A 22814-nucleotide genomic window follows, 5' to 3' on the forward strand; every position below is an offset into this window, starting at 1 on the left:
AGCAGCTGGGAGTGAGCGGCGGCCGAGGAGCCGAGCGGCCGGGAGTGAGCGGCGGCGGGCCCCCGGTGACCGACGTAGACTGGTCGGCTGGGCCGTCTGTCAAGACCGCGGCCCCTCCCCCTTCACCCTCCACTCTCACCTCGCTCGCCTCGCTCACCTCGCTCACCTCTTTCAAGACCTCTGGAGTCACCCCGCCATGCAGAACGCGTCCGAGTCTTCGCTTTCTTCGCTGGTGGGGCAGGAGTACGAGGTCGAGATCGGCCCCGTCGCCCACGGCGGACACTGTGTCGCCCGCACCGACGACGGCCGGGTGCTCTTCGTACGGCACACCCTGCCCGGCGAGAAGGTCGTCGCACGGGTCACCGACGGCGACGAGGACTCGCGGTTTCTGCGGGCCGACGCGGTGCGGATCATCGAGGCGGCGAAGGACCGTGTCGAGGCGCCCTGCCCGTTCTCCGGGCCGGGCAAGTGCGGCGGCTGCGACTGGCAGCATGTGAAGCCGGGCGCGCAGCGGCGGTTCAAGGGCGAGGTGATCGCCGAGCAGCTGCTCCGGCTCGCCGGCCTCACCCCGGAGGAAGCGGGCTGGGACGGCACCGTGATGCCCGCTCCCGGTGACAAGCTGCCGCCGGGCGAGGTGCCCGCCTGGCGCACCCGGGTGCAGTACGCGATCGACGCGGAGGGCCGGGCGGGTCTGCGCAAGCACCGTTCGCACGAGGTCGAGCCGGTCGACCACTGCATGATCGCGGCTCCCGGCGTCAGCGAGCTGGGCGTCGAGAAGCGGTCCTGGCCGCAGATGGCGTCCGTGGAGGCGATCGCGGCGACCGGCTCCCACGACCGTCAGGTCATCCTCACTCCCGCCCCCGGCGGCCGTCTGCCGCTGGTGGAGCTGGACAAGCCGGTCTCGGTGCTGCGGGTCGACGAGCGCGACGGCGGGGTGCACCGGGTGCACGGCCGGGCGTTCGTACGGGAGCGGGCGGACGGCCGTACGTACCGCGTCGGCATGGGCGGCTTCTGGCAGGTTCATCCGGAGGCGGCGGACGTTCTGGTGAAGGCCGTGATGCAGGGGCTGATGCCGCGCAAGGGCGAGACGGCGCTCGATCTGTACTGCGGGGTCGGGCTCTTCGCGGGCGCGATCGCCGAGCGGGTCGGCGAGGACGGCGCGGTGCTCGGCATCGAGTCCTCCAAGCGCGCGGTGGAGGACGCCCGCCACAACCTCGCCGACCTCGACCGCGTCCGCATCGAACAGGGCAAGGTCGACCAGGTCCTGCCGCGCACCCGGATCACCGAGACGGACCTGATCGTCCTGGACCCCCCGCGCGCGGGCGCGGGCAAGCAGACCGTCCGCCACCTGGCGGGCCTGGGCGCACGCCGGATCGCCTATGTGGCCTGCGACCCGGCGGCCCTGGCACGGGACCTGAAGTACTTCGCGGAGGCGGGCTACCGGTCGCGGACGCTGCGGGCGTTCGACCTGTTCCCGATGACGCACCATGTGGAGTGCGTGGCGATCCTTGAACCGACTAAGAAGGCCGTCTGACCTGCGGTTTTGTCGATGTGCATTATGTGCGTTGTGGGCGTTACGGGCGATATCTTGACGCTGATTTGACGCTCGTGACGCTCGTTTGACGCTCGTTGATCATGGTCAGACGGTGCTTTGACCATGGGTTTTGCCGTTACTGAGCGTTGCTGCTGACGCTCCGGCACGCTGGATCCACGCCTCTGATGCAGCCATGTCGCACCCCTGCCCGAGCGCTCGCGAGGGCAGGGAGGCGGTGGGTAGTGACAGCAGCTCCTGGTTCGGCCCTTGCCGACTCGGCTGTTGTCGTAGGCACGTGCCAGGATCTCTCCAGCACTTGGAGGGCACCTTGGCCATTGACTGGGACCGGATCGGGCAGCCGGCCTTCGACCGACACGTCGAAGCGCTGCTGTACAGAGTCTTCGCGCACCATGGCGAGGTGACTCCCGTCAACGGCCGTGGCGGGGACGGCGGCATCGACGTGGGAGTCACCACAGAGGCAGGTTTGCGGATCTTCCAGCTCAAGTATTACCCGGATGGGTTCCCCGGCTCGATGAAGGGTCGCCGCGCATCGATCAAGAAGTCCTTCAATCGCGCCATGCAACACGGTCCAGTCGAATGGACCCTTGTAGTGCCCTGTACCTTGTCTCCCTCTGATCGCGCCTACGTCAACCGGCTGCGGGGTCAGCACTCCGTGCGGATCACTGCTATGGATCGTGCCGAGCTCGACAGCCGATTCGCCCAGTACCCCGATCTGGAAGCCAGCTTCACCAGGGATCAGCTGCGCGAAGCTGCCAGAGACTTCAATCAGGAGAAGGCACTCCTTTTTGATCCGGAGGACCTTGCACAGAGAATCTTCGCGCTGGGAATCCGGGCTGACAACGTCGATCCGGACTGGACTTGGGACTTCGAGCGTCAAGGCAGAATGGTCAAGCGGACCCTGCGCGCCAAGCACCCACAGGCCCACACGGTGAGTCCGGTCTCTCTGACCCTGACAGGACGTCCAGAGGTCATGAGCCCCAGCCTGAAGGCGGCGCTGACCCGCTCACTGGGATTCGGCACCGCAGAAGAAGTTGTGCTGCCTCCAGAGACTGTCGAGAGCCTTACGGTCAACGGCCCGGCCTGGCTGGCGAAAACAGTCGTCGACGCCGAAGTCATCTGGCGCCCTGCACCCCGGCCGCCCGCATCCGGTGAAAGCATGGAACTGGCCTTCCTCGGCGCGCACGGCTCCGTGGCAGCCCGGTATGCAGGGACCGTCAACAGCACCGGCTCCGGAGGCCTAGGGATCTCCATCGATGCCGAGATCCATGGTGCTCGACTGCAGTTCATGCTTCCCTTCAGCGAGGGTGCCGTTCCTGCACTCAGCTACTCATTCGAGCTGGCCGGGCGAAGCCCATCCGAGGCTGCTCGTATCCTGAGTCTGCATCAGCGCCTCATGCGAGGCGGTGATTTCGACCTCATGCTCAACGGTATGAGCGTCGGCTCGGGAACACTCGCCGGCTGCGGCAGTGACGACGATCTCGAAGAAACTCAGAACCTCTTGCTGTACCTGTCCGACCTCGATGTCATTCAGCGCCATTGCGAGAACTACTTTCCCGCGCCCTTCACCTTCAGCGGCACCGAACGGATCATGGTCCGATTGGCACGGCTGATCATCGAAGGCCGCTGCATGGTTCATCCTTTACTGACCACCATCACCGCCACATTGAATGGGACCATGGACCCGGCAATTGAAACGGTTCTCGGCGGTGAACCCCAATGCCTTCGATTCACACCACCGAACTTCGAAATCACCATCGGCAATCGAACCCTGGACATCGGGACTGTCCACTTCCTCCATCACCGAATCGTCGCCACCAACGGTGCTGATGCACTGAGTACCCTGCGAAGCGGACAGGGCGCGGGAACGAAAGTGCTCCTGTGCCCCACAGACGGCGAGCACTACCGCGTATTCTTGGACGGCGCTCCAGATGACGGCCTGCCCCTCATCCCCGCACCTCTCGAGCTACCAGGCTTTCCTGAACCTCGCTAGTCTCCCGCCTCAAGAAATCTCGGCGCCCGAAGAATGCACAGTCGGCCGCCCGTGCACGTCCCAACCCGATCGACCGGCTGCTCTGTTGCTTCGTCGCTAGGCAGTGTCTTCAAATGATCATTGCTGGTGGATCATGGTGTCGTGATACGTCGTCATGAACTGTCCGATGCGGAGTGGGATTTCGTCCGGCCGTTGTTGCCCGTGTCGTTGCGGGGGCGGAAGCGGCTGGATGACCGCAGGGTGCTGAACGGGATCGGGTGGAAGTTCCGGACCGGGACGGCCTGGCGGGATGTGCCCGGGCGGTATGGTCCGTGGGCCACGCTGCATACGCGTTTTCGCAGGTGGGCGGCGGACGGGACGTTCGACCGGATGCTGCGGGCCGCGCAGGCGAAGGCGGACGCGGCGGGAGACATCGAGTGGCTGGTGTCGGTCGACTCCACGATCGTCCGCGCTCATCAGCATGCGGCCGGGGCCCGAAAAGGGGGCTCCGCGACCCGGCCATCGGACGGTCCAGAGGCGGTCTGACCAGCAAGATCCACCTGGCGTGCGACGGCCGGGGCCGCCCGCTCGCCTTCGTCGTGACGGGCGGCAACACCAACGACTGCACCCGGTTCACCGCCGTGATGGAGGCGATCCGGGTGCCCCGCATTGGACCCGGGCGGCCCCGGGTCCGGCCCGGTCATGTCCTGGGCGACAAGGGCTACAGCTCGAAGGCGATCCGCACGTGGCTCCGCCGCCGCGGCATCCCGCACACGATCCCCGAGCGGGCCGACCAGGTCCGCAACCGGGCCCGGCGCGGCAGCCAAGGTGGCCGCCCGCCGGCCTTCGACCGCGAGACGTACAAGCGCCGCAACGTCGTGGAACGGTGCTTCAACCGCTTGAAGCAGTGGCGAGGCATCGCCACCCGCTACGACAAGACCGCCCAGTCCTACGAAGCAGCCGTCACCCTCGCATCACTCCTGATGTGGGCGTGACATTTGACGACAGAACCTAGTAGTGCTTGGTCAGGTTGGGGTGGGTGTGGGTATGTCGCGGTGGCAGGTGGGGCAGGCGCCGTTCCAGGTGACCAGGAGGGTCTGTAGCTCGCGGACGATCCGGTAGAGACTCAGGCCGGCACCGTGTCTTTTGGGGATCTGGCCAGTCGTTGCAGGGTGCAGAAGGCGTGTGCGACGGAGACGAGGGTGACGTGGTGGTGCCATCCGTTCCAGGTGCGGCCCTCGAAGTGGGCAAGTCCCAGGGCCTGCTTCATCTCCCGGTAGTCGTGTTCGATGCGCCAGCGGAGCTTGGCCAGGCGGACCAGGGTGGTCAGCGGGGTGTCGGCAGGCAGGTCGGAGAGCCAGAACTGAACCGGTTCGGCCTGGCCGGCGGGCCACTCGGCCAGGAGCCAGCACTCGGGCAGTACCGGGCTGTCGGCCGCTTGGCGGACCTCGCGGCCGGCGGGCCGGATCCGCAGGGCCACGAACCGCGAGTACATCCGCTTGAAGCCGCTGCGGCCCGTGCCGGGCCGGGAGCCCTCACGCCATTGCACCGGCTTCGCCGCCTTCCTGCCCGCCGCGATGACCAGCTGTTTCACCGACCGGGGCTTGTCCGGGTACTTCGCCGCCGACCGGCGTCCGATCCCGGAGTACGGCTCGGTCACGGGCACGGCTTCGCCGGGCTGGGCCGAGAGGGTGGTGGAGATTCCCACGACATAGTGCAGGCCACGGGCCTGCAGACCGTGCCGGAAGGCGGCAGCGTCTCCGTAACCGGCGTCCGCGATGGCCACCGGCACCTCGATGCCCCAGGAACGGGTCTCGTCGAGCATGTCGAGTGCGAGCTGCCATTTCTCCACGTGCACGATGTCGTCGGGAATGCCGCAGGCGGTGCGACGGGCAGTCCTGTCCGGGTCTGCCTTCAGCGAGGCGGGATCCCAGGACTCGGGCAGGAACAGCCGCCAGTCCACCGCCGCGGAGGCATGATCGGACACCAGATGCAGCGACACACCCACCTGGCAGTTGGTGACCTTGCCCGCGGTGCCGGTGTACTGCCGCGACACACACGCCGAGGCATTGCCGTCCTTGAGGAACCCGGTGTCGTCGAAGACCAGCACGGTGGGCCGGATCGCCTTTTCCATCCTCCAGGCCAGCCGGGCCCGGATGTGGGACGGATCCCACGGGCTGGTCGTGATGAAGTGGGCCAGGGCCTGCCGGTTTCCGTCCTCCCCGAGCCGGGCGGCCATCGGTTCGACCGACTTGCGCTGCCCGTCAGTGAGCAGGCCCCGTAGGTAGACCTGCCCCCACCGACGCTGGTCGTTCCTCGCGAACGGCTCGAAAACCTCCGCCGCGAAGTCCTCCAACTCACCACGTACAGCGACAATCTCGTCCGGAGCCACACCCTCTCAACGCAACACCGAACCAGAAGGACACGCTCAACCACAGCCGACCTGACCAAGCCCTACTAGAGGTCGCGCTCCTGATCGAGGCGGAGCTGGTGACCGACAAGACGGTTCATAGTGGCGCCCGTCCACCAGCTCCAAGTGGTCGACGAGGAGATTCCCGAGACGGAACACGACTTCAGAGTGGACCTGATCGTGACGCTGGAGGAGGTGATTCAGTGCCCCCAACCGGCGCCGGCCGCGCGGGCTGGTCTGGAACGACCTGACGGCGGAGAAGATCGCGCAAATACCCGTTTTGAGTTCGAGGTTCAGCTCTGGTTGACTGAATGCACCGACGCCGACTTCGTGATGCAAGCGGGGCAAGAAGTGGAACGTGTTGAATCTGAAGATCACGACGTAAACCCCGTTGACAGCACGTCACGTGACCAGTCTTCTGCGCCGGGCCTCACCTCGTATCAGCATGACTCGGCTGCTGTACCGGCCTTGGCTCAGCTTGCTGACGTGGCTTGCGAAGGAGCCGAGGGCTTTCTCGAGGTGGGTATCGCCGTACAGGAGCACGCTGCAAAGGCGATGGCGCCCCTCGATCCCGCTGCGGTGCACGAACTCGTGACGACTTTCGCGTATCACCTTTCGGTGATGCCGCTCGGATCAGCTCAGCCCGGCGCATCCCTCGTTCCGTTCGATGGACCGGCTATTCCCAGAGCGCTGAGCGATTCCGGCGATGAAGTTCGTGCCCTGTGGCGAGAGCTAGCGGGTGCCGTAACGCATCCTGCGGCACGGGCGCGCTGTGCTGATATTCTCTTCACCCTCCGTCTTGCTAATCCCCGCAATGCGGCTGAGCAGGCTGTTATTGGTTATCTTGACTTGGTCGGCGGAGACTTTCGAATGAACGAGAAGAGCGATGCGTTGCTTCGCGCCTGGACGCTAGCCCGCTCTGTCAAGCTTATACCGCTAACGCAACAAGTGGCCTCCGTAATGTTCGATACAGCACAGGACGTACTGGAGCGCCAAGATGCCCCCCATGTTTTTGTGAACCTGCTGGACGCGCTTACGGCGCCGCAGCGAAAAAAGAATGCCCAGCCAGTGGATCCGAGGGTAGACGATCTGCTCGATCGGGCACTGTTGACGTACACCGATACGCACATCGTCGCCCAGGTTGCGAGACTGGTGCGCAGACGAGCTGTGGGCGACGACTCGCGCATTCGGAAAGCTAGCGAGGCAGAGGTGACGGCCTATCTGAACGACGCTGATCGAGCAATCGATGGGATTGTTATCCGGGCCCACCTGAACAATGCAGCTTCAACGGCGCGTCAGCTAAACGTGCCCGAGCTGGAGAAGATTGCAGTCTCCCGTCTACAGTCGGCGCCACCCGTGGAATGGAAGACGATAGAGGCTGAGATAAAGATCCCGAACGCCCTGTTCCGCAGCTATCTGCGCCCGTTCGAGCGTGCGGATACATGGTTTGCTGCTCTGGGTTACTGGTTTCATACCGATTCGCCCAGCGGCAGGCTCGTGGTTAACCAACGAACGGCACGTGAAGTTTTCAATCGGTCTGTGTTTAGCCGACTGGTTACGACTGTCATGTTCGGCGACAACGACCTACCGAAGCGGGTTCTTGGCGACGATGATGACGTCCTCCAGCGGGAGCTCATCCGTGTTGAGACCATGAACATTCACTTGCACGGGATCGTTCTGGCGGATGCTCTGGACCTCATCAAGACACGCTTTGGTATTCCGTCGTTCAAAGACCTGAACGTGTCGCTGGTTGAGTCGGGGGTCCATCCGGACTTTGCAAACGCCCTGGCAAAGGCTTTTATCCTCTACTGGGTTGGTGAGTTTGAAGCCAGCGCTCACCTGGCAGTCCCCAAGGTTGAAGCGGCAGCTCGCGCGCTCCTGCTAGAGCTCAATGAACCCCTGTACCGAACGGCAGTCGGCGAGGGGAGCGGCCAGTTTCCTGGGTTGGGAGTTCTCCTCGACCCGTTGACAGAGAACGACTTCGATCCGGATTGGAGCCGGTTTCTCGCAACCTTCCTGCTCGGGGAGGGAATGAACGTCCGTAACCTCATCGCCCACGGATTCATGAAAGAAGTAGGTCGTGAGAGGGCGGCCCTCGGTCTGCGAGCACTCGCACTATTGGCGCTGATCACTTCCGCCGATTCTGTAGATCGTGATGAGGCATCCGTACATGCGGCACTGGCCAATCCGCACGGTGCCCCCTCGCGTTCGTGGAGGCAACGGGCCGTAAATGCTGTAAGAGCTGCATGGATCGAGCTTGGTAGGTAACTGAGTGGTCTGCGCCCTAGAAGCAAAGGCGACCAGGGGAAGCATGCTCAGGTCCCGGCCATGGGTCTGGCCCGGCTACCTCATGCCTCATGTTCGGGCGGCGGGCCTACTGCGACCATCGACACGTCCGTACAGACCGCTCGGCTCACGGCCTGCGCTCGGACGGGAGGGACTGCTCATCTGGGGCAGTCCGGATTCGTCAAATCAGCATGGGAAAATCCGAACGTGATTTCTCCGCAGTCGAAGAAGCCCGTGCAACTCTGTTCCGATCCGGGGTGCTCGGAGCCGTCCGCACACCGGACCCGTACGCGGGATGCGTGGTGTGACACTCACATCAGCGCGATCCTTCGCGCGGGTGGCCTGGAGCCGCTGGAACCGTTCTCCAAGCCCACGGCGTGGCGTCTGACACGGTGCCTTGCCTGCGGCTGCAAGGCGCACTACCGGTTCGAGTACACGCTGGAGAAGAACGCCTGGGGCGAGGCAACATGCCGTGCGTGCTACTGGCGCCGTTGGGCCGCGAAAGCCCGCCTGAGCATGGGTTCCTACGCGAACCTCACCCCTGTTACCGAGGCGGCTGCGCGGGAGCACGCAGAGGCCCACGGGTACGAGTATCTGGCGCCTCTGACCGAGCCGTCCCTGGCCGATGATCCTCACCATGTCCGCTGTCGGTCCTGTCTGCGGCTGAGTGCCGATCGACTGGGGGACATCGCCTTCGGCTGCCGCTGCGGCACCAACCCCCGCCGCGACCGGCAGACCTCTTCCCACCCGCCGGAATTCCTCAAGGACAGCGGGCTCGCAGCGGCCACCTGGTGGGACCACGACCGCAACGGAACCGCGATGTGGGAGACCGTCACCGTCAAGGCACGCCGGGAGGCGGCCTGGCGCTGCCCCCATTGCGGCCTGGAGTTCACCAAGCGCATCCTGGACATGACCACGGCCCCGGAATGCCCCACCTGTGAACCCGAGCGGCGGGCCGCCTGGCAGGCGGAGTACGACCGGTACAAGTCGACCCCGGTCGCCGACGTTCCGGAACTGCTGGCGGCCTGGGCCGACGACGCCGATCCTCGGACCGTACTGGTCGTCGGCAGCGGCCCACTGCGCAAGTTCAGGTGCGCCCAAGGGCACAACCCTCGCCTGAAACCCCACAGGTATCTGACGGCTGGCTGCCCGTTCTGCCGGGGCCAGGCCGCACGCACCGAGCAGATGAGCGATGCTGCGGTCGGCCCTTCTCCCTACGCGCTCGATCCGGAGATCGCAGCGCAGTGGCATCCGAGGAAGAACGACGGCATCGACCAGGCGACCGTTTCTCCTGGCTCTCGCAAGACCAGGTGGTGGCTGAACCCCGACTGCGGCCATGAATGGCAGGACACCCCGGCCGGCCGGAACAAGGGCCACCGCCGGCGCTGCCCCGTCTGCCGCACCGTCCTCGATTCCCTCGCCTACCACTTCCCCGAACTGGCGGCCGAATGGTCTCCGGACAACCCGCTTTCCGCCTGGCACGTGCGCCCCACCGGCCAGACTTCCTTCGTTCCCACGTGGATATGCCCTGCGGACTCCGACCACATTTGGCAGGCATCTCTCGGCTCACGGGCGAGCGGCAGCGGATGCCCCCAGTGTAAAGAGCACGGAAAGTCCCGCATCGAACTCCTTCACCACGCCGCTGCCGAACACGCCTTCGGGGCCGCTGCCTCCGGCCGAGCGCTGCGCCACGAGGCCTTCACCCGGCGTTCCGTCTGGCAGGCCGACATCATCACAAGAACCGCTCAAGGCCGGGACCTAGTCATCGAGTACGACGGCTCCTACTGGCACGCCGACAAGGCCGACGTCGACGCGGACAAGACACACGACCTGCTCGCCGCTGGCTACCTCGTGGCCCGTCTGCGCGAGCACCCCTTGCCGCCCTTGCCGATCGAGAACCCTGACTACGCCGAGTTCACCGTCCACTCCACAGCCCCCGGCCCGGCTGCCGTCATCAACAAGGTGAAGGACTGGACCGCCACGAGATCGAACGATTCGTCCTGAGCTGCGCCGCTCCCCGAACAGAAGGAGGGAGCACTCGGCTCAGACAGAGTTCACCCTGCGAGGACCAGCGGAACCTCAAGACGCTCCCAGGCGCCGAGAACGGCCCGGTGGGCGTCGGGCTGGAGATGGGCGTAGCGCTGGGTGGTCTGGAAGCTCTCGTGGCCGAGGAGGTGCTGGACCTCGTAGAGGGAGACGCCGTTCTGGACGAGCCAGGAGGCGCAGGTGTGGCGCATGGCGTGGGGCGGGTAGTGCGGTACGGGGTGCTGGTCGCCGTCGGTGTCGAAGTAGTGGGCGTTCTCGGCCGCGGGCCACCAGGTCTGGCGTCGCCAGTTGCCGTCGTCGAGGAGTCGGCCGGCGCGGCCCTTGGTGATGGTGGTTAAAACGACGGCGTCACGTTCGAGGCGGTGGAGGTGCCGTTCGAGCGCCTCCAGGACGTGGGGCGGGAGAGGGACCTCGCGGCGGCTCTTGGAGCTCTTGGGGTACTCCTTGAGGCCGCTCTTGGTGTTGACCTCGACGACGAAGAGGCGGGAGCGTCGGCGGTCGATACGGTGGTGGTGCAGTCCGGAGAGTTCGCCCCAGCGTAGTCCGGTGTAGAAGCCGAGCAGGCACATGGTGCGCCACGGGGCGGGAAGTTCATCGAGGATGCTCTGCGCTTGATCCAGGGTGAACCACTGCGGGGGTTCGATCGCGATGGTGGGCAGGTCGATGCTGCGGCAGGGGCTCACCGCGATAATGTCGTCATCAACGGCCGCGCGCATCACCGACGACATGAGATTGTAGGAGCGCTGGATTGCCGAGGATCCCGTGCCCTTCTCGATCAGGGTGCGGATCCAGCTCTGGACGTCGATGCGGGAGATGGTCCGCATTTCCCAGTCCGCCCAGTGCGGCAGTACGTGATTCTTGATGCTGGAAGCGTCGCCCCGCAGGGTGTGCGGCTCCACGACGCGGGCGCTCCACCATTTCTGGTGCCACTCGGCGAATTTCATCCTGCCGACGTGAGGGTCACGCAGTGCGCCGCGGCGGAGCTGGGCTTCCATCTCCAGGCCCCATGCTCGGGCCTTCTCTTTCAGGGGAAACGATTCGCTGAATCGATCGCCTGCCGTGTTGCGCACCGTGCACTGCCACTTGCCGGACTTCAACTTGCGGAGGTACGAGGGAATCCACTCCTTGCTTGATTCATGGGGACGGCGTCGCGGGCCCTGTCAGAGGCTGAGCGAGGGCGTGGCTGTGATCCGGCTGGTGATGAACGCATCGAGGCTGGCGGCGGGGACACGCACCCGGGAGCGTCCTGTGCCGGTACGGAGGTCGACGACATCCAGCTCGCCGGCGGCGATGAAGCGGTAGACAGTGCGCCGGTCAACGTCCAGGGTCGCGGCAACGGCGGGAATGGATAGCAAACGGGCAGACATGGGAGGTCCTTCGATGACGGAACGGTCTTGGCGAGTGGCCAGCCGCCGCCCTGTGTTCGCGGAGCAGCGCTGCCCTCGTGTTCACCACGGATCCACCGCCGAGCAGCCCCGGGCGAACAACACCAAGGGTCCGGGAGATCCCCGATTTCACGAACCGGGGATCATCGGCTATACATCAGCCCGTACACTTCGCCGTACCCGTCTGCCTCATCGCAGGATCACCCAGGGTCTGCTCCTCCAGAAGGCCCTTCTCTCCGGTTTCCGTCATCCAACGCCCCTTGGGGTGTTGAACGTTGACATAGCGGCAATAGGATTTCAACTCTGTTGGGGTCTATTCCTGTCTGCCGTCAGCGGATCGCCGGAACTCCGCACGTACGGTGCGCCCATCCCATAGTCCCGGGCACTCGATTCGGTCATCCATGGACGAAAACTGTGACCGGGTAGCGGCAAGGTTTTCGGTACACCGCAGGCGGGCTGGTCAGGCAGCTCCACCCCCGTCCATACGAGTGATGATGCGCCTTGTGTCGGCCTGCTGGATTGACGTGAGGGCTCTGGGTGCGCTGCACTGCTATGACCTGGCCCAGCGAAGCGGCCAGCTCCGGGTGCTGAACCGACCCCAGGCACCGTCGGACAACCTTCTTCGTCGATCTCGCGATCAGCTACTCCATCGAGCAGTTCGATACTCCCTTCTGTGCCGGGTCGGGGCACTCACAAAGGAGGGCATCATGTCCATTGAGAAGCAACTGACCGCAGCACGACAGCAGCTGACCGGAGAGTCCTTGCGTTCAGCGGGCCTTCGCGTCAAAGAACTGTCGAGCTGGGGATCCCTAATCCCCGCTGCCGGAGACGCTCAGCGGATCCTGGAATCCATCCTTCTCCAGCACATTGGCGTCCCGCAGTCGCCAAGCCGTCTTCCCCTCGGAATCGCCGAAGTCCGCCCCTGGTCAAATCGTTTGGAGATTCGTTTCGAGCAGCCGGACCGGGTGCGTGCTGCGCTGGAGATGCTCCCCTACCGGGAGCGTGGGCAGCGGGCAGTTCACGGCACCCCAGGCTTGTGGGCCTCCACAATCGACGGCAATATCGAGATCGCCTTCGCGCGCCACCCCAACGCCGCCGTCGTCGCACTGAGCTGTCTGGACCGTTCCGATCTCGGACCGCTGCTCTCAGCGTACGAGTCCGCCCTCGCCACAGAACGACGCGTACCCCTGTGGACTGTGGCCCCCAGCGCGCTGCCACCCGAGAAGTTCGGCGGGCGGCGAAAGCCTCGGCCTCTTACGATCATCGACCATCACAGCCCTGCGGCGAACCTGGCCAGCGCCCTCCTCCGACGGATCCGATTCTGGGACCGCCTGGCCGGCCACGCAAGCATCCGGATGACCTGTGAGACTGTGGATCATGGGCTCGACTGGCACCTTGAACGCGAGGTCCATCCGGATTTCCCCCTGCACGACGATCGACTCGTCGCCCTTCTCGCCGAACCCGTGGTGGGACCGGGCCTGCTCGTCGACCTCAACGAGCATCGCTGTGACGATCGACGCTGCGTCATGGAGTTCACCGCGCCAGCTGACCGTCTGGAAGGCTGGCACGGGGTTCTCCGGCTGCAAAGTGTCCCGAGCGACCCGGCGCTTCACACTCCGCCAAGGCCGCGCCATTTCACCGGACTCGGCGAATCTGCCTACCCCAGTCACGGCGATAGCGCTCTCAGTTCATCGGTCGCCCCCGGCTCGATTCCGTCTCGTTCTCGACGGACTGAGACCCTCAGTAGCGAATCAAACCAGTTTCAGGGGCGGTGTTTTCAGCTACTGGCCCCGCGCTTCAGCAGGGACCAGTGGGAGATGCAGAGCAGGGCGATGGAAATCGGGGCTGCGTGGGCACTGGACGGCTGTTCAGTGCTTGTCGTGGCACACTCTTTCTCATTCTCCCCAGAGTCCCGCCGGCTCCGCTATCACAACCAACTCACATGGGATACCGCGGACCGGCCCACTGTTACCGCGTCCCCACCGTGGCGGAAGATCCGACTGGTTCCCGGCGACGGATCACTATTCATGCACAAAGCGTTCGGGTCTCGAAAGGAAGTCAAATCCCTGATCCAAGAGGCACGCGCCCATCTCGATTGGATCATCTTCGTGGACTGCAATGAAGATCTCGGAATGGGGCCCTACATCGAGGAATCCGTGGACAGTCACGTTATCGTGGTCAACGATCCCGGATACGAAGAGAATCTCGTGACAGCCGAGGCACGCAATGGAGTCGCCGAGCACCGTGAAGTACCTGTCGGTCCAGCCGAATCAGCCATGGCATGGCGCCATCAGCACCTCACAGGTCTCCCCCTCGACCGGGTCCCCATCTCAGGTCTGGTGCTACGCCAACCGGCCAATCGAGAGAAGACTCAATCGCTGGACTTCGTCCATCGCGTGGATGCAGAACTCAAACGATTCGGAACTCCCGTCTTGGCCCGCCTGCCCAAGGGGCCGACATTCGCGCTAGGGGCTTCCCCCACCGTGTTGGACGATGTAGACGAAGACTTCCGGATGGCCTTCCGCGTGGCATGTGCCTCGTTCCGCCCGGCTCTCGAAAAATCCTCTCCGTGCCTCATTCCGCCACCGCCAGACCCTTGGCGCTAGACCAGGCCGTTAGCACACCACTCATATGCCTGCCCTACAAGGGCAGGCATATGATCTGTGAACCCTGCATTCGCTTTCCGAAGAGCGAGGCAATTACTTCTGTCCGCAGCCAAGAGGTAGTCAGACCGGCGCTGGATCGCCACCACGAGGATTCGCAGAGTGATCGCCTGCCCACAGAACGGGAACGGCACATCTGTTGCCCATCTCGCCGCTCCTGAGCCAGCGATCAGCGATGATGCGAAGGGATACTGATCAGTCGACCAAAACGGTTAGCTTCGTGAGGATGTGCTTGCTGGCATGAACCTCGACAGGTCCGCCAAGGCGAAGCGAATGTCACCTGTCGCTGGCATTCGTCCAGTAGTTCGGCAGCATCTCGTTCACCCAGGCCGGGACATGAACGGATCCGCGGGGCCCCATCGCCGGGAACCAGGGGGCCAGGTCGAGGACCGGTGTTCCGTCGACTGCGTCGAGGTCGGTGACGTGGAGGTCCAGGCCGTCGACTTTGAGGAGTCGGGGGTGGGACACCGCGATCTGGTTCGGGCGTCTGTGGTTTCTGTGGGCGAAGGTACCGCTCGGGGGCCAGCGCGGGTCGTTGCGGGGGCTCCGTGCGTGGAGGGCAACGTCGGCCGGCGACGCCAGGTGGAAGCGCCAGGTCACCTCAAGGTGCGAGAACTCCTCCAGCCCCATGACCGTTTCCACGGGGTACGAAGGATTGAGACGGATGATCGACTCGACTCCACCCTGGTAGTCGTCGGCTGGGGTGGCATGGCCACCGATGACCGTCCCGACGACCTGCACCTCATAGACCTCGGACATGGGCTTCTCCCCTCCAGCCCCGGAGCGTGGACCGTCTGACGATCACCGCTGCGGATGGACGATGTCATAGAGTGATCAGCCTATGCGGCTGAGGACCGCGCGGGCACGCTCGTCGAGTTCTGCTGCGGCGCTGCCGCCTCGCCCTCGTACCGGAGACAGGGCGCGGCGCATCGTGACCACGCTCTCCCTCGTCCGGCCCGACTGAACGCCTTCCATGGTGTCCAGCGCCTGATTCCAGGTGGCGACGGCAGCCTCCATCTGCCCCTGCCTGACCTGCACATCGCCGAGGAAGCCCAGGGTGACCGCGTGGGTCCGGGCGAACTGGGAGCGGCGGGTGCGGACACTGCGGGTGAACTCTCGTTCCGCGGCCTTGAGGTCTCCGAGGTCGACCAAGGTCCGTGCTGTCTCGTGGGCGAGGCTGGCCTCGCCGAAGAAGAAGACCCGGTTCGGTTCGGTCGTTCCGTCGGCGCTGCCGAGGTCGTTCTCCGCCCGCCGGAGGGCGGCTAGGGCGTCTTGTTTCTGCCCTGCCGCTGCGAGGGCGCGGGCATGGACCACGCCCAGGAGGGCCCGCTCGCGGGGACTGGCCAGGGTGTACCGGCGACGGTCGACGGACGCTGAGGCCAGGTCGACGGCTCGCTTTGGGTGCCCCAGGTCGACGGCTTGGTGGGCCATGGCGCGGAGAATGTGTCCCGCCAGGGGGGCGTCGTCGGCTTCCGCCGCCATCCGCGTGGCCACGGTGAAGTACCGCTGGGCCACTCCGTGCTCGCAGGCGTCGAACGCGGTCCAGCCGGCGAGGTAGACCAGCTCCGCCGCCACCGAGGTGAGGTCCTGCCTCACTTTCTCGGAGGAGAACTGTCCGGCGAGGTATTCGGCCACGTCGACACGCAGGTAGCCGATGAGTGCGGTTCGCCCGGCGCGACCTCCCCGGCGCTGATCTCGGCGGGAGAAGAACGCCGCCATCTCTCGGACGCTGTCCACATCCTCGTCCGTGATGGCGGCACGATTCGTCGAGGATCTACTGCGAGCACGCGCCAAGGTGTCGTCCCACCAGTCGCCGACAGGAAGAGCCGACCCTGCTGCCGAGTAGACCGTGCCCGCCAGGACGTGTCTGCGTCCGATGTCCAAATCATTTCCTCCAAGCTCGGTGAGAGCGGTCAGCGTGTCGGCCTCCCACGCAGGAGCGGAGAGCACGGCCTCAGTGTCCGCGGAGAGCCCGATCTCGGAAGGAGTGACGACGCGTTGAAGCCCTCGGGAGAGGGTCTCGCACAAGATAGTCGGCGCCCGTCCGCCGGGCTTGCTGCCCCTGACCCACTGGTTGATGTGGGAGCGGGTCACGGTGAGCAGTTCGGCGGCATGGTTCTCAGCCGCCACACGCCGGAAATGCGAGGCCAGACGCTCCTGCGGCCAGGCCAGCTCGCGGATGACGGCCTCCAGCTGCACATTGCGTTCGCGCGCCACAGCGTCCCCCTGTCGACGAAACGATCTTTACCAGCGTTACCCGGGCCCACGCACCCACCGAGGTACCCACGAGCAGTGATTCACGGTTCGCTCAACGTAACGCAGTCCCCAACTGCATCACCCCGACGACTGGTTCGTCACGCGGGAGGGGCGAGACCGATCCGGGTTCACGGAGTGGCCCCGGCACGCCATACCCCCTGCTCGATGGGGAGTTCCACGATGGCTTCGCCTCGCCTTCTGCCGGCGCTGGACCTCGTCGGCACCGAGCATGCGGCGGGGCGGCCTTCTTCGATCCGAATCGCCTGGAGGTTTCGATGTTTCCTGGCTCGTCGCTGAGAGAGCTGTCAGCGCGGCGCGTCGATGCTCCCCTCGGCCTGTTGAAGGGGGTGTCCGGGTTGACGATGGACGCGGCCCGAACTGCCGATCCCGGGGCGCCGATGACCGAACGGGACAGACGGCTGCCAGGCGAGATTCGACGGAGGGTACGGGGTTATCTGCACCTGCGGGACCTCGACAGGCGATTGGTCGAGGCAGCGGAAGTCGTGGTCACCGAACTGGTCACCAACACACTGCAGCACGGCCCCGACTCGAACAGCGGGTTCGGCGTCTGTCTGTGGCCGCTGGGTGACCGTATCTACATGGAGATCGGCAATGGAGACAGGCAGGGACAATCATTCTGCTCGTGGGGCGTTGCGGCTGTCGCCGCGACCGATCTGCGGGAAGACAGTCGTGGACTTCTCTTGGTGGCCGGGCTCGCCGATGCCTGGGGCACCACGACTGACGGTGCTGGCACCTGGTGCGTTCTCTCCGTCACAGCAGATCAGTGACGGCCGCGCAGGAGGCGGAGTTTCGCGCCCAGGGTGCCTCAGCTGCGGTGAGTCAGGAAGTCGACCGCACGTTCGTCGAGTTCGGCGGCGCAGCGTACGCCTCGGGCGTGGAATCGGGCGAGGTCGCGTCGCATGCTGGTGATGGCTTTGCGGGTCCGTACGGACTGGACGCCGTCCATGTGGTCCATGGCGCGATTCCAGGTGGCGCACGCCTGCTCGATGCCGCCGCGCTTGAGCTGCATCTCGGCGCCGGCGACCAGGTCGAGTGCGACGATCCGCGCGTAGGTGCCGGAGGGCCGGGCCCTGGCGGCTCGTTCGTACTGCTCGGACGCGGCCAGGTGGTCGCCCAGCGCCTCGTGGACCTTGGCAGTCCGCGAGTACACCGACGCTGCGGGCGGGCCCCAGGCCAGCGCCCAGAACGGAACTTCGTCGCCGCAGTCGGAGACCAGCAGGGCGCGTGCCCGTTCGGCTTCGGCGAGGGCGGCCCGCCGCTGGTCGGACTTGGCAAGGGTGTGCGCGTGGACGACTCGGAACAGGGCCTCCGTCTGGACGTCGACCTTGCCCTTGGCCCGGTTCAGCCCAGTCTCGGCGAGGGCCTGGCAGTGCTCGGGCCGGTGGAGTTTGAGGCCCTGCATAGCCATCGTCCGCATCACGAACCCGTCGTGGCCGGCAATCCCGGACTCGGCGGCAAGGGAGTAGGACTGGAGGTAGTACCGCTGGGCGAGCCCCTGCTGCCCGGCGTCGTAGCTCTTCCAGCCGAGCAGGTGTACTCCCCGGCTGGCGGCAGACAGCATCTGGCGTCGGACGTCGTCGGTACGGAATCGGCCCCGGACCAGCGCGGCGACATCGTCGCTGAGGTACTGGACCAAGGCGCTGCGGCCGTGGGCTCCACCGTGACGCTCGTCCATCTCGGAGAAGACCCTCACCATGTCCCGGACAGCCTCGACTTCGGCCATACCGACCACCCGGCCGGACTGGGCTGCGGCAGAACGACCCGCGATCTCCCGTACGTGGGAGAGCGGGAGTGCGGCGGCGGCCACGGAGTACGCGGACGTCGTCAGGAAGCGGCGCCGGTCCAGCTCGTACTTCCACATGGGCATCAGGGCTTCCATCGGGTCCGCGGCGAGGGACAGTCCCATGCTCTCATCGTCCGTCTGTCGTACGGCCAGGCCAAGGTCCGCAGGAGTGAGCAGTCGTCCGACACGGCGGGACAGAGCGACGGCGAGGAACCGCACGGTTTCGCCGGCGGGTGTGACCCCGGAGATCCAGTGCTCGACGGTGGACTTGTTGGTCCGCAGTGTGACACCGCACTCGGCGGCCACCGATCTCACTTCTCTGGCCACAGCCGCGTAGGTCAGTCCGGACTCGGCGACCGCGTCGCGGAGCTTCGTGTTCGGCGTGCGCGTGGTCATGGAAGCACCTGCCCGTATACCCGATATACCGCTCGGCCCGCTCGACACCGTACCGCTCCCACGGCATCCCGTAGTTACCTGATTACAGAACGGATGAGCCCGCTGGGTACGGCTGCTGATCGGCCATGGGCATACTCACCCGCCCTCGAAAGGCCCGCCGCCGGATCCGGGGTACCCCCTCACCCCCTCTTCCCCTGCTCCCCTCGGGAGGCCGCTGATGTCCCTCCTTCTCACACCCTCCAACTCCAACATCGTCGAGCGTTCGTTTTCCCCGGAACCGGAGACCGCGCGTCGACTCCTCGTCGGATTACGTCTGGCTCATGCCGCTGAGACCACCGTCTACGACGACCTCGAAGACGTCCTCGGCTGGCACTCCGGCCCGCAGGACTGTGAAGTGCTGGCCGAACGCCTCGGAGACATGCTCGATCACCTCCTGGTGCGGGTACAGGTGCCGAACCTTGCGGCACGCTGCTCGGCCGATGCAGTCGTGCGGGCTCAGACCCTCCAAGCCCAGCCTCCCCCAACGGACGCCGGGATCGGACACCTCCGGCTTCTCGCCCTGACCGTCCTCGGTCTTCTGGACCACGTGGGAGATGACCTGTGAACCCGCCCTCCCCACCTCCCCACACCGGGCCCCGCGACCGGGCGGTGATCCTTCCGGACGGGCTCCTGCGCCTCGAACCGGCTCGCCCTCTGCTGCCGGCCGCTCCGGGGGTTTGGCCAGACGAGATCGTGGTGCCCGTGCTGATGACCCAGGTCCTGCTGGCGATGGGCCAGGTCGCGAACGACGGGCGGTTGTCATGACGGCCGTGGACAACGAGGTGCGCGAAAGTCGGGCAGCACGTGTGCGCAGGGCTGTCCGGCACCCGGTCCGGACCCTGCGGACCGATCACGCCAGAAGCGAGCTGGGCCTGTGGCAATCGGCCGGTGTAATCGCCTTCTCGATCGTGGTCGTCGGCTGGCTCCTGCATCAGTTCTCACCTCTTCTCTTCTAGACCGGTCGTCCCGTGCAGCGGTCCACCCCGCTCCGCAGCACGGGACGGCCACCCAAGGGGGACTTGCCTCAACGCCTCTGGAGCACCTCGCCGCGCGGTAGCCAGACCAGCCGCACGGAAGGCCCCGGGGAAGCCGTGGTGGCGAGTCGTGCTCACGCCATGGCCCTTGACGTGAGCGCCCCGGCTGCCCACCTGCGCGAAGGCGGGCAGCCGGGTGCCCCGCTCTGCATGCTTGCCCATCGCTTCTCACCCTTCTACTGAAAGGCCGGCTGTGAACGCCCCCAGCTCCGAGTACACCGCCCCTGACCCGGCCACCTGGCCCGGCGTCCGGAATGGTGGGACGCAGGCAGTTCCTCGGACAGCCGCCGTGTCCATCGCATGCGTGCACGAGCCCCCGTGCCCGGCTGCGGCGGACCCCGACCGGGACGCGGCCCGGCTGGTGGCCCACTGCCCGGAACAGGGATGGGCCAGGCTGTGCAACGGGGTCTTCCGCTTCGACGACACCGGCGAATTGCTGCCGGACGGGGAGATCATCGCTCCTCACCGCCCCACGCTCGCGCTGGTCGAACCCCTGTCCGGGAAGCCGGAGGGCGAGCCGCGGGTGGAGCGGGCCGGTGCGCTCGTGGTCGGTACCTACCTGCGTTCACTGCGCCGAGAGCGGGACCTGCTGCTCCGGCACTCGGCCGAGGCGCTGAAGTGCAGCACCTCCGTCGTGGCCCGTATAGAGTCCGGTCGGCTCCTGCCCGCCAGCCGGGATGTCGCCCGCCTGCTGCGGCGCTACGGCTTCCCGGCAGACGGCGAGCAAGCCGACCTGCTGGCCGCCCTGGCCCGGGGGAACACCGCCTCCGCGAGCCTCGCCTTCGATGAGGAACGCGGCTGGATCGGGCGTCTCAAGGCGTGCGAGTCCATGGCCACCAGCATCGTCACCTACAGCGCCTGGGGACTCCCGGCCCTGGTCCACAGCCCGGAGTACGCCGCTCACTGGTGGCGGAACTCCGCCCTGCCCAACACCCCTGGCAGCGCAGGAATAGCGGACCGGGCGCTGCCCGTCGACCACGACAAGGACCTGATCGTCCTGCTGGAGGAATCAGTCCTGATGAGGGCCTGCGACGCCCGGGAGGTCATGGCCGGGCAGCTGGCTCATCTGATCACGATGATCGAGCACAGCGGTACGACCCTGCGGATCGTTCCCATGGCGAAGTCGGTGCCCCCGCCGCGCGGCACCCTCATCGAACTCTGTCTCGGCTCACGGGTCCTGCACGTCGAGGAGAGTATCGGCGCGATGTACGCCACCGGCCAGGAGAGCCGGAAGCTGCACGGCCTCATAGAAGACGCCCTGCGCAACTCCCTCTCCGAGGCGGAGAGCCTGGCATTCCTGCGCGAGGCCCGGAAGTCCTGTGGCGGGATCTGACCGTCCGCCGCCGCGTCCGCGGCTCGCCGTCCTGCGATCGGCACCGCCGCCCCACGCCCACCCTTCTTGTCGACCCGAGGATCTTTTGATGACGACTTTCGACCACGCCATCCGAGGCCGCGGTGACACCCGCCGGGCCTACCGGACCGTCGTGGCCCTGATCGCCTGTGCGGCCGGCCCCACCTTATGGAGTTCGGGACTACGCTTCGCCCGCCTGCTCGGCGCCGACCCGGGCGTGTGGACCGTCGACGTCACCCGGGCCGTGCACGCCGGATGCACCATCGCCGCCGGACTGTGGCTCCTCGCCCTGATCGATACCCGCAGTCGAATGGACTGGCCCTCCCGCCGGGCGCTCCAACTGCTGGGCGCCGCCGCACTTGCCGCAGCGGATCTGACCGACCGGATGACCGGGCTCCAGACTGACGGCACCGCGACCGACTACCGGCTCCCCTCCGCCTTCCTCCTCGTCTGGCTGGTACGGGAGGTGCTGTTGCACCGGGACATCGGCCTCGCCCGCCTGGGCGTCAGGCCAAACGCGGGTCGCCCCGGCCGATCAGCCGTTCCCACCTGGCACATCTACGGGCTCGTCCTCCTGCTGTTCGTCACCGCCGCCGTGGCGATGAACTACCTGCGCCTCGCCTTCCCCGGCCTGGTCCCGGCAGAGAGCCAGCTCACCGCCATCGGCGTGGACAACCCGCTCACCCTGATCACCCGCTGCGTGTGGACCGCGTTCGTGGAAGAGGTCGTGGTGACCGGCGCAGTGATCACCCTGCTGCGGGCCGCCGACCGGCCGGCCTGGGAGTGGGTCCTCCTCCCAGTCACCGTCCGCGTACTGGGCCACCTCTACCTGGGAATCTCCGCCACGGCACAGATCCTGGTCGGCGCCGGAGTCGTCTACCTCTACATCGTCCACCGGCGCCTCGCCCCCATCGTCCTGGTCCACGGGCTCTACAGCAGCGGGCCCGCCGGAATCGCCCTCGCCATAGGCGTCACCGGTGCCGTCGGCATCCGGGACCTGATCCGCTCCCGCCGTCACAGCTCAGCCCCACGAGCACCGCGGACCGATACTCCGCCCGTAGACAGCGCCGCCGCGAAGGAATCGAGCAGCCGATGACGACCACACCCATCCGCGCCGTGACCTGGAACCTCTACCTCGGCGGCCTCGACAACGGCTCCGAAGCCCGCCTCGGCGCCCAGACCGAGATCCTCTCCCGCCAGCCGGACGTTCTCGCCCTCCAGGAGTGCACCCACTGGGACGAGCAGGACGAACGCCGCTTCCTCACCCTGGCCAGCACCCTCGACATGGCCCCTGTGACCATGGCGCGCTCGAACAGCGGTGACGGCCGCAACTTCATCGCCCTCCTCTACCGCCCCGCCACCCTCCGGCTGATCAACCACCGCACGCTCCGAACCTCCACCGCCTCGTGCCCCACGACTGTCCGTCATCTATGTCGACCGCGACCCCGGCGTGATTGCCCACGCGAAGTCCCGGCTCGACGCGGCCCCCCGTACGAGACCGGCTGTGGTGGCCGCCGTCCTGCTGGACATGGAGGCCCTGCTCGCGCGCAAGGACGTGGCCGGGGCTTTTGACCAAGGCCGTGAAGTTAGGGGCTGATCGTTGGTGTCACGATGTTGATG

16 protein-coding genes and 3 pseudogenes are annotated in these 22814 nt (G+C 66.2%); 13 read left to right on the forward strand and 6 right to left on the reverse strand.

Features of this window, described 5'->3' with window-relative positions; genetic code table 11:
• The first annotated feature begins 196 nt into the window (after positions 1 to 196).
• The 3 genes and pseudogenes from FF041_RS08920 (at position 197) to FF041_RS08930 (ending at position 4519) form a co-directional block, all read left to right on the forward strand.
• Positions 197 to 1534, forward strand: coding sequence for a class I SAM-dependent RNA methyltransferase (locus FF041_RS08920; protein ID WP_153521800.1), 1338 nt, complete (start codon positions 197 to 199; stop codon positions 1532 to 1534).
• 328 nt (positions 1535 to 1862) lie between these two features.
• Positions 1863 to 3545, forward strand: coding sequence for a hypothetical protein (locus FF041_RS08925; RefSeq protein WP_153521802.1), 1683 nt, complete (start codon positions 1863 to 1865; stop codon positions 3543 to 3545).
• 144 nt (positions 3546 to 3689) lie between these two features.
• Positions 3690 to 4519, forward strand: a pseudogene (locus tag FF041_RS08930) (IS5 family transposase).
• 131 nt (positions 4520 to 4650) lie between these two features.
• Here FF041_RS08930 and FF041_RS08935 read toward each other — a convergent pair.
• Positions 4651 to 5916: an IS701 family transposase gene (locus FF041_RS08935; RefSeq protein ID WP_323391481.1), complete on the reverse strand. Its 1266-nt coding sequence runs from the start codon at positions 5914 to 5916 to the stop codon at positions 4651 to 4653.
• Between the two features lie 144 nt (positions 5917 to 6060).
• Here FF041_RS08935 and FF041_RS38870 point away from each other — a divergent pair, with 144 nt between their 5' ends.
• Entirely contained in the window at positions 6061 to 8202 is a 2142-nt protein-coding gene (locus FF041_RS38870) for a hypothetical protein (protein WP_228388090.1), read from the forward strand.
• A gap of 534 nt (positions 8203 to 8736) precedes the next feature.
• The gene (locus tag FF041_RS08950) at positions 8737 to 10224 is read left to right on the forward strand and encodes a zinc-ribbon domain-containing protein (protein ID WP_194291969.1); all 1488 of its coding nucleotides are present in this window, start codon (positions 8737 to 8739) and stop codon (positions 10222 to 10224) included.
• 50 nt (positions 10225 to 10274) lie between these two features.
• On the opposite strand, the gene FF041_RS08955 is transcribed toward FF041_RS08950, so the two are convergent.
• Positions 10275 to 11210 carry a tyrosine-type recombinase/integrase gene (locus FF041_RS08955; RefSeq protein ID WP_228388091.1) on the reverse strand — a complete coding sequence of 312 codons (936 nt, stop codon included), beginning with the start codon at positions 11208 to 11210 and terminating at the stop codon, positions 10275 to 10277.
• Between the two features lie 216 nt (positions 11211 to 11426).
• Positions 11427 to 11633 carry a helix-turn-helix domain-containing protein gene (locus tag FF041_RS08960; RefSeq protein WP_153521809.1) on the reverse strand — a complete coding sequence of 69 codons (207 nt, stop codon included), beginning with the start codon at positions 11631 to 11633 and terminating at the stop codon, positions 11427 to 11429.
• Between the two features lie 725 nt (positions 11634 to 12358).
• On the opposite strand from FF041_RS08960, the gene FF041_RS08965 reads away from it, so the two are divergent.
• Entirely contained in the window at positions 12359 to 14257 is a 1899-nt protein-coding gene (locus tag FF041_RS08965) for a hypothetical protein (RefSeq protein WP_153521811.1), read from the forward strand.
• Between the two features lie 333 nt (positions 14258 to 14590).
• Here FF041_RS08965 and FF041_RS08970 read toward each other — a convergent pair whose 3' ends face one another.
• Together FF041_RS08970 and FF041_RS08975 are read right to left on the reverse strand one after the other, a co-directional pair.
• A complete protein-coding gene (locus FF041_RS08970) occupies positions 14591 to 15073 on the reverse strand; it encodes an SAM-dependent methyltransferase (RefSeq protein ID WP_153521813.1) in 483 nt (160 codons plus the stop codon).
• 75 nt (positions 15074 to 15148) lie between these two features.
• The gene (locus tag FF041_RS08975; RefSeq protein ID WP_323391482.1) at positions 15149 to 16531 is read right to left on the reverse strand and encodes a tetratricopeptide repeat protein; all 1383 of its coding nucleotides are present in this window, start codon (positions 16529 to 16531) and stop codon (positions 15149 to 15151) included.
• Between the two features lie 401 nt (positions 16532 to 16932).
• Here FF041_RS08975 and FF041_RS08980 point away from each other — a divergent pair, with 401 nt between their 5' ends.
• Entirely contained in the window at positions 16933 to 17358 is a 426-nt protein-coding gene (locus tag FF041_RS08980; protein WP_323391484.1) for an ATP-binding protein, read from the forward strand.
• Positions 17359 to 17396: 38 nt separating this feature from the next.
• Here the strand turns inward: FF041_RS08980 and FF041_RS08985 are convergent, their stop codons facing one another.
• A complete protein-coding gene (locus tag FF041_RS08985; RefSeq protein WP_153521817.1) occupies positions 17397 to 18770 on the reverse strand; it encodes a hypothetical protein in 1374 nt (457 codons plus the stop codon).
• A gap of 217 nt (positions 18771 to 18987) precedes the next feature.
• On the opposite strand from FF041_RS08985, the gene FF041_RS08990 reads away from it, so the two are divergent.
• The 6 genes and pseudogenes from FF041_RS08990 to FF041_RS09005 all read left to right on the forward strand — a co-directional run bounded on the left by FF041_RS08990 (position 18988) and on the right by FF041_RS09005 (position 22791).
• The gene (locus FF041_RS08990) at positions 18988 to 19374 is read left to right on the forward strand and encodes a DUF6415 family natural product biosynthesis protein (RefSeq protein ID WP_153521819.1); all 387 of its coding nucleotides are present in this window, start codon (positions 18988 to 18990) and stop codon (positions 19372 to 19374) included.
• Positions 19375 to 20138: 764 nt separating this feature from the next.
• A pseudogene (locus FF041_RS38875) lies at positions 20139 to 20315 on the forward strand (DUF5999 family protein); the annotation flags it as partial.
• A 72-nt stretch (positions 20316 to 20387) separates the two neighbouring features.
• Complete coding sequence (locus tag FF041_RS08995) at positions 20388 to 21176, forward strand: DUF5753 domain-containing protein (RefSeq protein WP_323391485.1); 789 nt, start codon at positions 20388 to 20390, stop codon at positions 21174 to 21176.
• Positions 21177 to 21264: 88 nt separating this feature from the next.
• Entirely contained in the window at positions 21265 to 22290 is a 1026-nt protein-coding gene (locus FF041_RS09000) for a CPBP family intramembrane glutamic endopeptidase (RefSeq protein ID WP_153521823.1), read from the forward strand.
• Positions 22287 to 22655, forward strand: a pseudogene (locus tag FF041_RS40300) (endonuclease/exonuclease/phosphatase family protein); the annotation flags it as partial. The gene FF041_RS09000 and the pseudogene FF041_RS40300, both read left to right, overlap by 4 nt.
• On the forward strand, positions 22645 to 22791 hold the full coding sequence (locus FF041_RS09005) for a hypothetical protein (RefSeq protein ID WP_323391483.1): 147 nt from the start codon (positions 22645 to 22647) through the stop codon (positions 22789 to 22791). The pseudogene FF041_RS40300 and the gene FF041_RS09005, both read left to right, overlap by 11 nt.
• Positions 22792 to 22814: the final 23 nt, after the last annotated feature.

Origin of the sequence: Streptomyces jumonjinensis (assembly GCF_009600885.1) — a bacterium.
GTDB classification, from domain to species: Bacteria; Actinomycetota; Actinomycetes; order Streptomycetales; family Streptomycetaceae; genus Streptomyces; species Streptomyces jumonjinensis.

Bases quoted from the DNA above. Each gene is read 5' to 3' on its own strand.
- FF041_RS08920 (WP_153521800.1), top strand. From the start codon at position 197: ATGCAGAACGCGTCCGAGTCTTCGCTTTCTTCGCTGGTGGGGCAGGAG.
- FF041_RS08950 (WP_194291969.1), top strand. From the start codon at position 8,737: ATGGGTTCCTACGCGAACCTCACCCCTGTTACCGAGGCGGCTGCGCGG.
- FF041_RS08955 (WP_228388091.1), bottom strand. From the start codon at position 11,210: ATGAAATTCGCCGAGTGGCACCAGAAATGGTGGAGCGCCCGCGTCGTG.
- FF041_RS08960 (WP_153521809.1), bottom strand. From the start codon at position 11,633: ATGTCTGCCCGTTTGCTATCCATTCCCGCCGTTGCCGCGACCCTGGAC.
- FF041_RS08965 (WP_153521811.1), top strand. From the start codon at position 12,359: ATGTCCATTGAGAAGCAACTGACCGCAGCACGACAGCAGCTGACCGGA.
- FF041_RS08970 (WP_153521813.1), bottom strand. From the start codon at position 15,073: ATGTCCGAGGTCTATGAGGTGCAGGTCGTCGGGACGGTCATCGGTGGC.
- FF041_RS08980 (WP_323391484.1), top strand. From the start codon at position 16,933: ATGGACGCGGCCCGAACTGCCGATCCCGGGGCGCCGATGACCGAACGG.
- FF041_RS08985 (WP_153521817.1), bottom strand. From the start codon at position 18,770: ATGACCACGCGCACGCCGAACACGAAGCTCCGCGACGCGGTCGCCGAG.
- FF041_RS08990 (WP_153521819.1), top strand. From the start codon at position 18,988: ATGTCCCTCCTTCTCACACCCTCCAACTCCAACATCGTCGAGCGTTCG.
- FF041_RS09000 (WP_153521823.1), top strand. From the start codon at position 21,265: ATGACGACTTTCGACCACGCCATCCGAGGCCGCGGTGACACCCGCCGG.